The following is a 14,922-nucleotide window of genomic DNA, read 5'->3' on the forward strand; positions in this document are numbered from 1 at the left end:
ATGGGCGTTACACAATCGGCGAACGGGCAGGCGATCGTCTGGAACGGAGACGCCGGGCGCGCCTGGGTCGAGGCGCAGGACCTGCTCGATACCCTGTTCGCGCCGATCGAGACGCTGCTGGCTGACGAGGTCGCGGCCATCGCGCCCCGGGACGTTCTCGACGTCGGCTGCGGCACCGGCGCGACGACGATCTCCTTCGCGCGACGCCTCGGCGCCGGCGGGCACGTCGTCGGCGTCGACATATCGGAGGCGATGATCGAGGCGGCGCGCGAACGGGCCTCGGCGGCGCGGATCGACGCCGCCTTCCTCTGCGCCGATGCCGCCACCCACGGCTTCGAGACAGCCGCCTTCGATACGGTCGCCTCCCGCTTCGGCGTGATGTTCTTCGACGATCCGGTGCGCGCCCTCGCCAATCTACGGCGGGCGGTTCGAGCCGGCGGAGCGCTCCGCTTCCTGGTCTGGCGCGGGATGGCCGACAATCCGTTCATGGTCGCCGCCGAGCGCGCCGCGGCGCCTCTGCTTCCCGATCTGCCGCCGCGCCACGACGATGCTCCCGGGCAGTTCGGCTTCGCCGATCCCGTGCGCGTCCGCCGCCTGCACGAGCAGGCCGGCTGGAGCGCGGTCGAGGTCCGCCCGGTCGATTTCCCCTGCTCGATGGCCGAGGCTGATCTCGAGACCTATTTCACCCGCCTGGGGCCGGTCGCGCGGGTGCTCGGTACGCTCGACGAGACGCTTCGGGCGCGCGTCGTCGAGGCGGTCCGCGCTGCTTTCGAACCCTATGTGCACGGCGACGAAGTCCGCTTCACCGCCGCCTGTTGGCTGGTCTCGGCGACGGCGGCGTGATGCGCCGGGCGGTGTCCGCGCCCTTCGGCTGGCTTGCCCTGGCATGGCTCTCGTCCGGTTGCGATGCGGACGGCGGGGAGAGCGACAGCCGGGCGAAGGCGCTGGTCGCGGATTTCGTCGCCTTCTGCCTGCTGCCGCACGGCCAGGAGCGCTTCAACCGGTCCGCCTGGACGCGCGATCCGGGCAATGATCCGTCGCTCGAGAAATACGGCTGGGGCCTGTGGCGGCAGGCCGGGAATCCGGAGGCCGTGCTTCACGCCTGGTCGCTGTCGTCGAGCATAGGCTCGGAGACGCAATCGTGCAGTCTTCGCGCGCCCGGGCTGACGGAGGAGCGGTCGATCGCGGCGCTTGCTGATAATCCGTCGATCCAGGCGGTCGATCGCGCATCCACCGCGGAGGGCCGGATCGCATTGCGGCTCGCCGTCGCAGGGGTAAGGGAGCCGGTGACGATCACCTTCCAGCCGCTTCAGGGTAGGCTCGTCGTCGAGCGGTTCGTCGAGGCCAATGTGCCGCGCGACGGCACGCGCCTCGAGTGACCCGATTCAGGCGAAGCGGCGCCTGAGGCTGCCGGCGAGCAGCGCCGCCTCGCGCTCGGCGCCGGCGGGACGGCCGAGGGCGAACCAGAGCAGGAACAGGGTGCCGGCATAGACGAGGGCGCCGAGCGGCACCTCGATCAGCAGGTCGAGGAAGGGCGAGCCGGTCGCGATCGTCGCCAGATCGGCGAGGACGAACGCCATCGCCGCCGCCGCCAGGAAGGGACGGATCAGGTTCGAGGCGAGGCCGACCGCACTCGCTTCCGCCCGCGCGGCGAGCATCGCGATCCCGGCGGAGAGCATCAGGGCGTTCGCCGCCACGGCCGCGATGGCCACCGCGTCCGGCCGCCGGGTGAACCAGGCGGCGCCGCCGATCAGCAGCGCCGAGAGCAGGGCGCCGGCGATATTGAGCTTGGCCGCGCGCGGCGCCTGGCCCGACGCCTGCAGCACCGATCCGACCATCAGGAACAGGGCCTGCAGGCCGGTATAGATGGCGATGATCCGCATCAGCGGCGCCGCCGGAAGCCATTTCTCGCCGAGCAGCACGGCGATCGTGTCCGGCGCGGTGGCGACCAGGCCGGCGGCGAGCGGTGCGACGATCGTCGCATAAGCGCCGATCACCGTGGCGACGTCGCTCTTGCTGCCGCTGTCGGCATCGCCCCGCGCCACGGTGACGAAGGTGACGCGGTTGAGCGCGGTCGCGATTTCCTGGGTGAAGATGCTCGAAAGGTCCTTGGAGACCGAATAGAGGCCGATCGTCGCGGTCGGCGCGAAGCGGCCGAGGACCAGGCGCTCGATCTGCGACTGCACCCATTCGGAGAAGGTGCTGACGAACATCCACATCGACACGCCGAGGATCTCGGCGCGGCGGGCGAGGCCGAAGCGCGGCCGGTAGGGATGGGCGACATAGGTGCCGATCATCCAGAACACCGAATTGGCGACCATGCCGATGACCAGCGCCCAATAATTGCGCAGCACGACGGCGGCGACCAGCGACACGACCAGCGCGGCGACCCGCACCGCCAGCCGCATCGTCATGTCGCGGCCGAAGGTCATGTCCCGCTCGAAATCGACGATGCCGATGTTCGAGACGGCGAGCGCCACCATGCGCAGCGACATCGCCATCAGGATGCCGCTGATCGCCGGATTGCCGTAGAAGGCGGCGGCGAGCGGGGCGATCGCCACCATCGCCAGCGCGAGAGCCATGAACAGAATCAGCTGGATCGTCCAGGCGGTGTCGTAATGCTCGCGCTCCGGTTCCGCCACGCGCAGCAGCGCCTGGCGAAGCCCGATCCAGCCGAACAGTTCGACGAAGGCGGCGGCGCTCAGCGCCACCGCGACCACGCCGAAATCGCTCGGCTGCAGCAGTCGGGCGAGCACCACGACCGAGATCAGGCCGATCGCCCGCACCGACCATTGCATGGTCACGGCGAGGAGCGCCGAGCGGTAGATGGTCTTGCGGTCGATGCTCATGCCGCCCGCGCGTCCGTGCTCTCGCCGAGCAGCTCCGCCCGGTAGCGGCTGAGGGTAGTGAAGCGGCCGCCGAGCACGTCGCGGAAGAACAGCAGCACCGTCTCGATCCGCTTCAGGAAGTCGGCGAGGTCGGCCTCGCTGCGTACATAAGGCGTATGGCCCGGGGCGAGGCTCGGCGAGTGATAGGTGAGGGTGAAGAAGCGGCGGCCGCTGCCCACCATCGCCTTCAGCAGCCGGCATTGCTCGGCGGCATCGACGCCTTCGGGCGAAAGCCGGGAGCGCGAGACGAGGCCGCTGCGGGCGAGCATGCCCGGGATGCGCAGCCGCTCGGCGCGCGGGCTGTTGAGCAGCCCCTGCAGCATCGGCCCCGCGGCGGCGACCGCGCCGAAGAAGCCGCTGGTCAGCGGCACCTCGAGCAGCCCGCCTTCGCGGTCGAGCCAGAACGGCTGGTCGGGCGTATTCTGGTAATCGGGGCCGCCGTCCCGGGCGAAGCTGACGTGGGGCACGTAGCTGCAGTCGATCGTGTAGCCGAGCTCGATCAGCACCTCGCGCGTGTTCGGTCCGAAGCCGTAGCGGCCGGCCTTGAACACGGTCGGCCTCCTGCCGAAGCGGCGGGCGATCTCGTCGGTAAGCGCGATGATCTTCGCCCGTTCGAGCCCCGGCGGCAGGTTGCAATGATAGGAGTTTCTCCTGGTCACCTCCTCCTCGTGGGGCGGCGAAACCCAGGGGTGGAGGTGGGTGCCGATCTCGGCCCGGCCGCTGCGCTGCAGCCCGGCGAGGAAGTCGACGGCGCGCTCGTCGGTCGCCACCGGATGGTCGATTACGTAGGTCGGCACCATGCCGAGCGGATCGTAGATCTCGTGCGCCAGCGCCTGGGCGGGGATGCTCGAGGTCGATCGGTTCTCGCGGGCGAACGGCTTCGTCCAGTCGAACTCCTCCTCGGTGTCGACGACGATCGCCAGCAGGGGCGGGGAGGCGCTCATCGCGCTGCTTCCCGCACCAGACCCGCGACCAGCGTGTCGACCGCCCGATCGATCTTGCCATAGGCGTCGGCGAAACCGTCCGGACCGTGACCGTAGGGATCGCCGATCTCGCGCTGCCCAGTGAGATGGGCGAGGCGCAGCAGGTTGATGTCGCCGTTCAGGCCGAGGCGGCGAAGCTCGTCGACATTCTTGTCGTCGAACACGATCACGGCCCCGGCCGCGAGCGCGTCCTCGACGTCGAGGAAGCGGGAGCGGTGGCCGCTGAGGTCCGTCCCCCAGCGCCGCGCGACGGCGAGCGCGTCCTCGGGCGAGCTGCGGCCCTCGAGCCCGATCGTTCCCGCCGAGATGACGGAAAGGTCGAGTCCCGCCGCTCCGGCCTTCTCGCGGAGTCGGTGCTCGGCGAACGGGCTGCGGCAGATGTTGCCGTGGCACAGCATGATCACGCCGCGCCGGCCCTCGGCCAGGTTGCGGGCGAGGCGGCGGAGCGCGGCGCGCGAGCCGCGCCTGCGGCGGTCGAGGAGCGGCAGGCGCTTGACGAGCGCGGTCGAGACGCCGCGGAGCAGCTGCGCGCGCTGCCGCTGCCAGGGCGCCGGATCGTCGGCGGCGAAGCTGTCGAAGCGCCGGCCGAACGGCAGCGCGAGCGCCAGGGTGGCGAGGCCGGCCGCGGCCCGCAGCGCCTTGATCGGAAGAGCGCCGGCGGCCGAGGCGCGGCGAAGGATGCGATAATATTCGCCGCCGAGGTCCTTCAGCACCAGGCCCGGGCGGTAGCCGCCCGCGCTCGCCGGGAGCGCTCGGCCGGTGTGCAGCGCGGCCGCGGCAGCAGGAAAATCGACGCCGGATGCGACGGCGAGCGGCAGCGAACCCCAGAAGCGGCAATTGACCTCGAGGAGGATGAAATCGGCGCCGGCGCGGCGGAACTCGAACATGGCGACGCCGTGCAGTCGGGTCGCCCTCGCCATGGCGCCGACCGCCTGGAGCAGTCGCGGATCGACCGCCTCGCCGATCCGGCTCGAGCTCCCGCCGGTCTCGGAGGCTTCGTGCAGCCGGCGGTGCTGAAAGGCGAGGCGGATCTCGCCCCGATCGGCGAGCACCGAGAGGCCGACGCCTTCGCCGCGGAAGAAGCCTTCGACCAGCCAGTGGCCGCGCTCGCGAATTCCGGCCAGCGCCTGGGCGAGCGCCTCGGCGCTGCGGACGATCCGGACCGAGGCTTTGGCCCCCGCCTGACCGAGCGTGTAGGAGGCCCTTGGCTTCAGCGCGAGCGGCAGCCCGAACATCGCGGCGAGATCCGCCGCTTTGTCGTCGCGGGCCAGCAATCTGCCGGGCGCCACCGGGATGTCGAGCGCGGCGGCGAGCCGGCGCGTCTCGTCCTTGTCGAAGAACACCGCCATCGCCTCGTCATTGGGCAAGGCCAGCGGGACATCGCCGAGTTCGCCGGCGTGCCCCTGGAGCGGGATCAGGCCACGGTCGTCGCACGGAAGGATCAGGTCGTAATGCTCGGTTTCGATCAGCGCACGCAACCTCTCCACCCAGCGCTCGGCCGAGAGCGAATGCGGGGGGAGGCGGTGGATACGCCGCAGGTAGTGCGAGCGCAGCGCCGCCGAGGAGAAGTCGAACGGCGCCGCATCGACCTCCCAGCCGGCGCGGCCGAGCGAGCGGACCACGGCCAGGAACGAACGCGTATCGTCGCCGATGACGAGGGCGCGCATCGTCACCACCCTCCCACGGACGGGTTCCGCATCGGCGGCGAGGTCGAACGTCTGGAGCGCATGCCGCACCGGGATAGGGCCCGCGTGGTATACATCCTCTAAAGATTTGGCGGTTAGGAAGGGCGCGTGCCGTTCTTTTCGATCCTCATCGCCACCCGCGACCGGCCGGCGCTGTTCGGCGAGGCGCTGGCTTCGGTGCTCGCCCAGGATTTCGACGATGTCGAGCTGGTCGTGGTCGATGACGGCAGCGCCGAGACGCACCGGCCCGCTTATGAGGCGGTCCTCGGGCCGGCACGGGCGCGGCTCGGCGACCGCCTGCGCGAGATCCGGCTCGTGCACCGGCCGAACGGTCACGGCTCGAGCTACGCGCTGAACGTCGCCGCAGCCGCCGCGTCCGGCGATTATCTCGCCTGTCTCGACGATGACGATTGCTGGACCGATAAAGGCCATCTCGCCCGCGCCGCCCGCTCGCTGCGTCGCGCACCCGGTGCGGACCTCTACACCGCCAACCAGGCGGCCTTCCTGCGGGGCGAGCCGCTCCCGGACGGGCTCTGGCTCGCCGCACTGGCGCCTCTTCTCGCCGGCCGCGCTGGCGACGAGGACGGCACCTGGCATGTGCGGATCGACGATCTGATCGCGGCCCAGGGCTTCTGCCACCTCAACTGCCTGATCGTGCGACGCGGCCTGTGGGAGGCGGTGGGCGGCCTCGACGAGGCGATCCGCTGGGAGAATGATCGCGATTTCTACATCCGCCTGATCGACGCGGCGACCGGCCCGATCCTCCACAATCCGGCCGTCGTCTCGCGCCACAACGTCCCCGATCCGGCGAGGACGGACAATATCACCACCAGCATTCCGCAGATGATGAAGCGGCTTCACCAGCTGCGCGTCGCCGACAAGACCGCGCTCTTCTCGCGTCACCCGGCGCTTCGCGAGGAGGGCCGGCGCGAACGCGGCTTCGCGCTCCAGAAGCTCGCGCGCGATCTCGCCCGGGCCGGCGATCGCAAGGCGGCGGCGCATTATGCCCGCTCCGCCCTCGCCGACACCCGCTCCGCCGGCGTCGCCGCGCGCGCGGCGCTCTACACGCTGAAGGCGCTGCTCGCGCGCTGAGCCGACACCGCGAGGGGCGTTCCCGCGCCTATCGCGGGTCGTCGCAGAGCGCGTGGTAGGCGACCTCGATCACCGTGCCGGTCTCGATCCCCATCGGCCCTTCCGGCGTGGGATAGTCCTTCTGCTCGGTGAGGGCGCCGGCCGGATCGTATTTGCGGCCGGCATGGGCGGTGATGTTGCGGCTCGCGCAGTCGATGCGCAGCAGATAACCGATGTCGCCGACGCCGGCCCGGTCCGAATTGAGCAGCCGGAACCAGGCCTGGCGCCAGCCGGGACCGCGGCTGACGCTCGAGGCGTCGACGGCGATGCCCTGGCCAGACTGCGCCGCGCCGAGATTGACCCACAAGGGCTCGCTCGCGGCCGTTGCCGTGGCTGCGGCCGCTGTCGTTTCCGTCGGCGCCGCGGCGGAGGGCTGGGGCGCCGCCTCGGTCGCTGCGACGTGTCCGCCCGCGGCGGCCGGATCGAGGCCGCAGGCCTGCAGCGCGCGCTGCGCCTCCGGCTGGACCTTGGCGTCCTCGACCAGGCCGGCGATGTGCAGGAAGTCGCGCGGCCCGAACTGCTCCGGATTGCGGCCACCGGGCTCCAGCCGGGAGGCGAGATCGGAGAGCTGGCGCAGCTGCCAGACGGTGAGCGCCGCGGTCAGCTTCGCCTCGACGCACTGGCCCTGTTCGCCGGACATTCCGTAGCGGGGAAGCTGCGCCGCGATCAGATCGGACTTGGGCCGCCAGTAATCGGCGGCATAGCCCGCGCAGCCGGCGAGCAGAAGGCAGGGCAGCAACGGCAATAAGCGCAAGAAAGGTCTCCCGCAGCGACCGCGGGGTCCCCGCCCCGCCATGGCACCTTTTCACATCGCCCGGCGAGCGTCAAAGTCGCCCCATGCGCAACACGATCGCGACTCTCCTGCTCCTGCTCGCCGCCTGCGGCGACCGAACACCCGATTCCGCGGGGGAGGGCGCCGCCGCGGCCCAGCCTCCGGGCGCGGACTTGCCCGGCGCCGCGGGCGACGATGCGGCGCGGATCCAGGCGCTGGTCGACCGGGGGATGGCGAAGGAGCCGGGCGCCCGCGCCGCGCGCTACCGCAATCTCCGGGCGGGGGTCGGCGGCGCCGCCTGCGGCGAGGTGGCGCTCGGCGGGGCGCCGTTCCGGCCGTTCGTCGTGACCCCCGAGGCGATCGCGGTGATCGCTGCGGAGCCGGCGATCGCGTTCGAGGACCCGTCCGATTTCGCGGCCGACGCGTGGATCCGCTGGTGCGCGACGCCGGAGGAGCTGGCGGCGCTCGGCCCTCAGCTGAAGCGACGCGCCGCAGCCCAGGTCGGCGCCGAGACGAATCTGACGGCCACCGCAGCGGACGAACTGCCGCCGCTCGTGCCCGAAGGTCCACCCGCGCCGCCTGCGGAGGAGGCAGCGCCGAAGCCTGCGGCCAAGGCGCCGCCGCCCCAGATCGACAGCTTTTTCAACTCGGTCCAGCGCAGCGAGTAAGCGGGCGCACGGATCGCCCGGGAATAGATTTTAATCCGCAACGGGGTTGATCGGCCCGCGCCGCGCGGCTAGCGAAACGCTCGTGCCCCAGAAGCGAAATGTCCTGCTGGCGGCGCTGTGTCTTTCGATCGCGGCCTGCGGGGGCGGCAGCGACGACAAAGCCGGCCGCAATCGTCAGCCTCCGCTGGTCAAAGCGGAGCCCGCAGCCTCGATGCGTTTCGTCGAAACGGTTGAAGCGGTGGGCACGGCTGTCGCCAACGAGCAGGTCACCCTTTCCGCGCCCGTCACCGAGCGGCTCGTCCGCCTCGGTTTCGACGACGGCCAATTCGTCCGCGCGGGGCAGGTGATCGCCATTCTCGCCCAGGGCCAGGAGAGTGCGCAGCTCGCCGAAGCGCAGGCGCGGGCCCGCGAGGCGCAGCAGCAGCTTTCGCGGATCGAGACTTTGCGCCAGCGCGGCTTCGCCACCCAGGCCAATCTCGATGCCCAGGTGGCCGCCGCGTCCGCTGCGCGGGCCCACGCCACCGAAGCGCGCGCCTCCATCGGGGATCGCGTGATCCGCGCGCCTTTCTCCGGCTGGGTGTCGCTGCGCAACATCTCCGCCGGCGCGGTGGTCAGCTCGGGCACCGAGATCGCAACGATCAGCGATATCTCGACGATCAAGCTGGACTTCCCGGTGCCGGAGACGGTCCTCTCCGCGATCCGTCCGGGCCTCACCATCGACGCCCGTTCTGCGGCCTGGCCGGACCAGCCGTTCCGCGGGCAGATCGCCACCGTCGATCCTGTGATCGATCCCGACACCCGCGCCGTCACGGTCCGGGCCCGTCTTCCCAATCGCGACGCCAGGCTGAAGCCCGGCATGCTGCTCACCGTCGCGATCGAGACGGCGCCGCGCATGTCGCTGGCGGTGCCCGAGCTGGCCGTGATCGGTGAGGGCGACCGTCGCTTCGTCTACGCCGTCGATGCCGGCGGCACCGCCCGCCGCACGGAGGTGCGCACCGGCCTGAGGAGCGGCGGACGGATCGAGATCCTGGAGGGCCTGAAGGCCGGCCAGAAAGTGGTGACCGACGGCGTCGTCAAGCTGTCGGACGGGATGAAGGTCCGCCTCGCCGGACCCGGCGGCGGGACCGCTGCGGCCTCTGCCGCAGCGGCCACGAAGAAGGCGGGCGCCTGACCGCGTGCTGATCTCCGACGTCTCGGTCCGCCGGCCGGTCTTCGCGGCCGTGCTCGCGATCCTGATCGCCGTGATCGGCCTGGTCGGCTTCTTCTCGCTCTCGGTCCGCGAATATCCCGACGTCGATCCGCCGATCGTCTCGGTCCAGACCGCGTATACCGGCGCCGCGGCGAGCGTCGTCGAGAGCCGGATCACGCAGGTGCTGGAGGAGCGTCTCTCCGGCATCGAGGGCCTGCAGACGATCACCTCGCGATCGCGCGACGGCCAGTCCGACATCACCATCGAGTTCGCGCCGGGCCGCTCGGTCGACGATGCCGCCAACGACGTGCGCGACCGGATCGGCGGCGCCGCCCGCGACCTGCCGGAGGAGGCGCTCGCGCCCGAGGTTCGCAAGGTCGATGCCGACGCCTCGCCGATCCTGTTCCTGGTCTTCTCCAAGCCCGGCTGGAGCCAGCTCCAGCTCTCCGATTATATCGACCGCACCCTGGTCGACCGCTTCTCGTCGCTCGATGGCGTCGCGCGCGTGTTCATCGGCGGGGAGGCCCGGCCGGCGATGCGGATCTGGCTGAAGCCGGAGCGGCTGGCCGCCTTCGCGCTCACCCCGGCCGACGTCGAGCGGGCGCTGCGCACCCAGAATGTCGAGCTGCCCGCGGGACGCATCGAAAGCGGTGCGCAGAACGTGACGCTTCGGGTGAACCGTCCGTTCGCAACGCCGCAGGAGTTCAGCCAGCTGATCGTCGGCCGCGGCGGCAACGGCTATCTTGTCCGGCTCGGGGACGTGGCGCGGGTGGAGCAGGGTCCCGAAAACCCCTATTCCGCCTTCCGCAACAACGGCGTCCCTTCGGTGGGGCTCGGCATCGTCCGGCAGTCGGGCGCCAACACCCTCGCCGTCGCCGAGGCGGCGAAACGGGCCGCCGAGGAGATCAAGCCGAGCCTTCCCGAAGGGATGACCGTCACCGTCGCCTCCGACGAAAGCCTGTTCATCAGCCGCGCCATCGAGGGCGTCTACCACACGCTGTTCGAGGCCGGCGTCCTCGTCGTCATCGTGATCTTCCTGTTTCTCGGCAGCTGGCGCGCCACCTTGATCCCGGCGGTCACGGTGCCGCTCTGCCTGCTCGCCTCGTTCGCCGTCCTCTGGGCCGTCGGCTTCTCGATCAACCTGCTGACCCTGCTCGCGCTCGTCCTCGCCATCGGCATCGTCGTCGACGATGCGATCGTCGTCCTCGAGAACGTCTACCACCGCATCGAGAACGGGGAGCCGCCGCTCGCCGCCGCCTTCGAGGGAACGCGTCAGGTCGGCTTCGCGATCGTCTCCACCACCCTGGTGATCTGCGCCGTGTTCGTGCCGGTTATGTTCATCGCCGGCCAGACCGGCCTGCTGTTCCGCGAGCTCGCCGTCGCGATGATCGGCGCGGTGGCCTTCTCCGGCTTCCTCGCGCTCAGCCTGACGCCGATGCTCTGCTCGAAGCTGCTGCGTCACGAGACCCGCGGCCGCTTCGCCGGCTGGATCGACGAGAAGTTCAAGCGGATGGAGGGCGCCTATGGCCGCGGGCTCGAGCGCGTGCTGGCGCGGCCGAAGACGTCCTTCGCATTGCTGCTCGTCCTGCTCGCCGGCACCGGCGTGCTGTTCACGACCATCCAGTCCGAGCTGGTTCCGACCGAGGACATCGGCATCCTCAACGCCAACGTCTCGGCGCCGGAGGGCACCGGCTTCGCCGAGATGGACCGCTACATGCTCGAGGCGCAGGCCAAGCTGATGCCGCTCACCGGCGAGGGCGCGGTGCGGGCGATCATCCAGCGCACCCCGGGCGGCTTCGGCGCGAGCGACGATTTCAACTCGGGCACGTTCATCCTCTTCCTGAAGCCCTGGGAAGAGCGCGAGAAGACCACCCAGGACGTCGTCGCCGAGGTTAACAAGCGCCTCGCCGAGCTGCCCGCGATCCGCGGCAACGCTACCGTCCGCTCGTCGATCGGACGCGGCCGGGGCCAGCCGCTCAACTTCGTCATCGCCGGCTCGACCTACGAGGATCTCGCCCGCGCCCGCGACCGCATCCTCGCCGCGGCGGAGGGCAACCCGGGGATCGTCAATCTAGACAGCGACTACAAGGAAACCAAGCCGCAGCTGCGCATCGACGTCGACACCAGCCGCGCCGGCGATCTCGGCGTCTCGGTTTCCGACGTCAGCGAGGCGCTGCAGACCCTGCTCGGCTCGCGCCGGGTCTCGACCTATCTCGACCGTGGCGAGGAATATCGCGTCGTCGTGCAGGCCGAGGCGGGCGCCCGCGCCACCGAGGCGAACCTCGCGACCATCCACGTCCGCAGCCGCTCGGGCGCGCTCGTCCCGCTCTCCAACCTGGTGAGGATCGATGAGACCGCCGGCGCCCGCGACCTCGGCCGCTACAACAAGCTGCGCGCGATCACGCTCTCAGGCGCGCTCGCCCCCGGCTATTCCATGGACGAGGCGCTCGCCTTCCTCGAACAGCAGGCGGCGGCCTCGCCGGAGGTGGCGGCGGTCGGTTATCGCGGCGAAAGCCAGGCCTTCAAGGAAGCGGGCGGATCGATCTGGATCGTCTTCGGCCTCACCATCCTCGTCGTCTACCTGCTGCTCGCCGCGCAGTTCGAGAGCTTCGTCCATCCCGGCGTGATCATTATGACGGTGCCGCTTGCCGTCGCCGGCGGCGTGATCGGCCTCGCCGTGATGAGCCAGACGCTGAACCTCTACAGCCAGATCGGCATCGTCATGCTGGTCGGCCTCGCCGCCAAGAACGGCATCCTGATCGTCGAATTCGCCAACCAGTTGCGCGACCAGGGCCGCGCGATCGGCGAGGCGATCCGCGAGGCCTCGATCCGCCGCCTGCGCCCGATCCTGATGACCTCGATCGCCATGGTCGCCGGTGCGATCCCGCTGATGATCGCCGGCGGCGCCGGCGCCGGCGCCCGCCAGGCGATCGGCGTCGTCATCGTCTGGGGCGTCTCGATCTCCACCGTGATCACGATTTTCCTCATCCCCCTGCTCTATTCGAAACTGGCGCGCTATACGGGCTCGCCGCTTGCCGTCACACGCAAGCTCGAAGCGGAGCTGAAGGGCCGCGAAATGGAGCCCGCGCCCGCAGAATAGGGGGAATGAAATGTCGGGTATCGCGTCGCGTTCGCAATTGAGGATGTCCTTTCTCCGCTACGCCCTGATTACAATTCCCGCGATCTTGCTGCTCGGCACCCTCTCCGGCCGCGCCTCGAACAGCGGTTATTCGAACGCCTGGTTCGCCGCGCTCGAAAAGCCCGCCGCGATGCCGCCCTCCATCGCCTTTCCGATCGCCTGGACGACGCTCTACGTCCTGCTCGGCCTTGCGCTGGCGCTGATCCTCCATGCCCGCGGGGCCCGCGGGCGGCCGTCGGCAATCGCCTTCTTCCTCGTCCAGCTGGCGCTCAACTTCGCCTGGTCGCCGATCTTCTTCGGCGCGCACCAGGTCGGCGCGGCGCTTGTCGTGATCGTCGCCATGTTCGTGCTCGCCGCGATCACGGCGCTGCTCTTCGCCCGCATCCGGCCGCTCGCCGGCCTGCTGATGGTGCCCTATCTCGCCTGGCTGATCTTCGCCGCCTTCCTCAACTGGCAGATCGGCGTGCTCAATCCCGATGCTGCGGCTATTGTACCGGGGCAGGCCAGCACCGATATCGCACTGTAACGATCGACCTTTTGGTCCCGCAAGGAGCGCCCGATGCAGTCCCAGAACCGCCTGTTCGACGATTTCGTGAAGATGATGAACGGCGCCGCCGGGACCGTGGCGGGCATGACCCGGGAGGCGGAAGGCGCCTTCCGTGAGCGCGTCCGCGAATGGGTCGGCGGGCTCGATCTGGTCAGCCGCGAGGAGTTCGAGGCGGTGAAGGCGATCGCCGTCGCCGCGCGCGAGGAGAACCAGGCGCTGAAGGCGCGGCTCGACGCCCTCGAGGGCGCGTCCGCCGGCGGCGCCGCCGCGACGGGAGCATCCACGGGTGGTCCTGATCAGTAATCCACAACATATTGTGGTCCCGGACCCAGTTCCTCTTGCACCGCAGCAATGCCGCGGGCAGGCTTCGAGAACGTCGGGAGCAGGACCAGGGGCATGATGGACGTGGACGAGTTTGAGCTGGAGCGCGAGACGAGCGCGCCCATCGACATGCTCGAACATTATTTCACCGCCCACGGCTGGAGCTGCGAGCGCGGCGACGACGAGATCGTCGCCAATTTCCAGGGCAGCTGGGCACAGTACGAACTGCGCGCGATCTGGCGCGAGGAGGACAATGTCCTCCAGTTCCTCGCTCTGCCCGACATCCGGGTCGCAAGCGACAAGCGGGCGACGATCTACGAGACGATAGGCCTGATCAACGAGCAGCTCTGGCTCGGCCATTTCGAGCTCTGGGCGAGCTCGGGGCTCGTCCTCTTCCGCCACGCCGCTTTGCTCGAGGGCGAGGAGGGCGCGGTGCTCACCCTCCAGCAGGCCGAGACCCTGGTCGAGGCCGCGATCGAGGAATGCGAGCGCTTCTACCCGGTCTTCCAGTTCGTCCTCTGGGCCGGCAAGACCCCTCAGGAAGCCATCGCCGCCGCCCTGATCGAGACCCAGGGCGAGGCCTAGGCGGTCCGAAGTGGTACTTCGGACCGGGTTTGGAACAACGCTAACCTCCTCCGTCCCGAACCCGTCATTCCGGCGCAGGCCGGGATCTCAGGGAGAGTACACACAGGCGCCCATGGAGCGCGCCACTGGCGCCTCCGCGAACTCTCCACGAGATCCCGGCCTTCGCCGGGATGACGAGGTAGCCAGGAGCCCACCATGACCGATCTCTTCGAAGGTCCGATCTGGCTGATCGGCTGCGGCAACATGGCCGGCGCGATGCTCGAGGGCTGGCTGCGCGCCGGCGCCGATCCGCGCCAGTTCACCGTCGTGCGGCCGAGCGGCCGCCCGGTCGCCGGCGGCGTTCGCGTGCTCACCGCCTTTCCGGAGGATGAGGTGCCCGCGCTCGTCCTGCTCGGCGTCAAGCCGCAGAAGCTGGACGAGGTCGCGCCGGCGCTGGCGTCCGTGCTCGATCCCGCGACGATCTTCGTCTCGATCCTGGCCGGGGTAGAGCTCGCCGCCCTGCGGGGCCGCTTCCCGGCGGTGCGCAACGTTGCGAAGGCGATGCCGAACCTGCCGGTCGCCCTCGGCAAGGGGGTGGTGGAATTGTGCACCGATGCCGATGGCGCAGCCGCCCGCGGCGTCGTCGAGCGGCTGATGGCGGCGCTCGGCGAGACGATCTGGTTCGACGACGAGAGCCTGTTCAACGTCGCCAGCGCGCTCACCGCCGCGGCGCCCGCCTTTCTGTTCCGCTTCCTCGACGCGCTTGCCGCCGCCGCCGCTGAGCTCGGCCTGCCGCCCGACCAGGCCGCGCGTCTCGCCGCGCGCATGGCCGAAGGCGCCGCCGCGCTCGCCGCCACGTCGGATGCGACGCCGCAGGAGCTCGCCCGCCGCGTCGCCAGCCCCGGCGGCACCACCGAGGCAGGGCTCAACGTCCTCGACGCCGAGGACGGCCTGCGCCCGCTCATCCTCCGCACCCTCGCGGCCTCGCGCCGCCGCGGCGAGGAAATGGCCGCCGCCGCACGCGGCGGCTGAGCG

14 protein-coding genes are annotated in these 14,922 nt (G+C 70.4%); 10 read left to right on the forward strand and 4 right to left on the reverse strand.

The annotated features are described in order from the left end of the window. Positions 1–843, forward strand: a complete 843-nt coding sequence (locus tag E2493_RS12410; protein WP_135087230.1) for a class I SAM-dependent methyltransferase — start codon at positions 1–3, stop codon at positions 841–843. Then, positions 816–1,379, forward strand: a complete 564-nt coding sequence (locus E2493_RS12415) for a flagellar basal body-associated FliL family protein (RefSeq protein ID WP_135087232.1) — start codon at positions 816–818, stop codon at positions 1,377–1,379. Before E2493_RS12410 ends, E2493_RS12415 begins: the two co-directional genes overlap by 28 nt. A gap of 6 nt (positions 1,380–1,385) precedes the next feature. Here the strand turns inward: E2493_RS12415 and E2493_RS21240 are convergent, their stop codons facing one another. From E2493_RS21240 to E2493_RS12425, 3 genes are read right to left on the reverse strand one after another with little or no spacing between them, the layout of a single operon-like run. Further along, the gene (locus E2493_RS21240) at positions 1,386–2,849 is read right to left on the reverse strand and encodes an oligosaccharide flippase family protein (protein ID WP_167737508.1); all 1,464 of its coding nucleotides are present in this window, start codon (positions 2,847–2,849) and stop codon (positions 1,386–1,388) included. Further along, positions 2,846–3,832 carry a polysaccharide deacetylase family protein gene (locus tag E2493_RS21245; RefSeq protein WP_167737509.1) on the reverse strand — a complete coding sequence of 329 codons (987 nt, stop codon included), beginning with the start codon at positions 3,830–3,832 and terminating at the stop codon, positions 2,846–2,848. Before E2493_RS21245 ends, E2493_RS21240 begins: the two co-directional genes overlap by 4 nt. Beyond that, a complete protein-coding gene (locus E2493_RS12425) occupies positions 3,829–5,538 on the reverse strand; it encodes an arsenate reductase/protein-tyrosine-phosphatase family protein (RefSeq protein ID WP_167737510.1) in 1,710 nt (569 codons plus the stop codon). The genes E2493_RS21245 and E2493_RS12425 overlap by 4 nt, the downstream gene beginning before the upstream one ends. A 126-nt stretch (positions 5,539–5,664) precedes the next feature. Here E2493_RS12425 and E2493_RS12430 point away from each other — a divergent pair, with 126 nt between their 5' ends. After that, positions 5,665–6,648 (forward strand): glycosyltransferase family 2 protein, encoded by a 984-nt coding sequence (locus E2493_RS12430; RefSeq protein ID WP_135087238.1) that lies wholly within the window; start codon positions 5,665–5,667, stop codon positions 6,646–6,648. Positions 6,649–6,676: 28 nt separating this feature from the next. On the opposite strand, the gene E2493_RS12435 is transcribed toward E2493_RS12430, so the two are convergent. Next, positions 6,677–7,441, reverse strand: coding sequence for a hypothetical protein (locus tag E2493_RS12435; protein ID WP_167737511.1), 765 nt, complete (start codon positions 7,439–7,441; stop codon positions 6,677–6,679). Positions 7,442–7,524: 83 nt separating this feature from the next. On the opposite strand from E2493_RS12435, the gene E2493_RS12440 reads away from it, so the two are divergent. The 7 genes from E2493_RS12440 to E2493_RS12470 all read left to right on the forward strand — a co-directional run bounded on the left by E2493_RS12440 (position 7,525) and on the right by E2493_RS12470 (position 14,919). Further along, a complete protein-coding gene (locus tag E2493_RS12440) occupies positions 7,525–8,127 on the forward strand; it encodes a hypothetical protein (RefSeq protein ID WP_135087242.1) in 603 nt (200 codons plus the stop codon). 82 nt (positions 8,128–8,209) lie between these two features. After that, positions 8,210–9,298 carry an efflux RND transporter periplasmic adaptor subunit gene (locus tag E2493_RS12445; RefSeq protein WP_135087244.1) on the forward strand — a complete coding sequence of 363 codons (1,089 nt, stop codon included), beginning with the start codon at positions 8,210–8,212 and terminating at the stop codon, positions 9,296–9,298. Between the two features lie 4 nt (positions 9,299–9,302). Beyond that, positions 9,303–12,416: an efflux RND transporter permease subunit gene (locus tag E2493_RS12450; protein ID WP_135087246.1), complete on the forward strand. Its 3,114-nt coding sequence runs from the start codon at positions 9,303–9,305 to the stop codon at positions 12,414–12,416. A gap of 10 nt (positions 12,417–12,426) precedes the next feature. Beyond that, on the forward strand, positions 12,427–12,981 hold the full coding sequence (locus E2493_RS12455; RefSeq protein ID WP_135087248.1) for a TspO/MBR family protein: 555 nt from the start codon (positions 12,427–12,429) through the stop codon (positions 12,979–12,981). A 33-nt stretch (positions 12,982–13,014) separates the two neighbouring features. Beyond that, positions 13,015–13,305, forward strand: coding sequence for an accessory factor UbiK family protein (locus E2493_RS12460; protein WP_135087250.1), 291 nt, complete (start codon positions 13,015–13,017; stop codon positions 13,303–13,305). 93 nt (positions 13,306–13,398) lie between these two features. Next, positions 13,399–13,908 (forward strand): type III secretion system chaperone family protein, encoded by a 510-nt coding sequence (locus tag E2493_RS12465; protein WP_135087323.1) that lies wholly within the window; start codon positions 13,399–13,401, stop codon positions 13,906–13,908. 195 nt (positions 13,909–14,103) lie between these two features. Beyond that, positions 14,104–14,919, forward strand: coding sequence for a pyrroline-5-carboxylate reductase family protein (locus E2493_RS12470; protein WP_135087252.1), 816 nt, complete (start codon positions 14,104–14,106; stop codon positions 14,917–14,919). The last annotated feature ends 3 nt before the right edge of the window (positions 14,920–14,922 follow it).

Origin of the sequence: Sphingomonas parva (ex Maeng et al. 2020) (assembly GCF_004564275.1) — a bacterium.
GTDB classification, from domain to species: Bacteria; Pseudomonadota; Alphaproteobacteria; order Sphingomonadales; family Sphingomonadaceae; genus Allosphingosinicella; species Allosphingosinicella parva.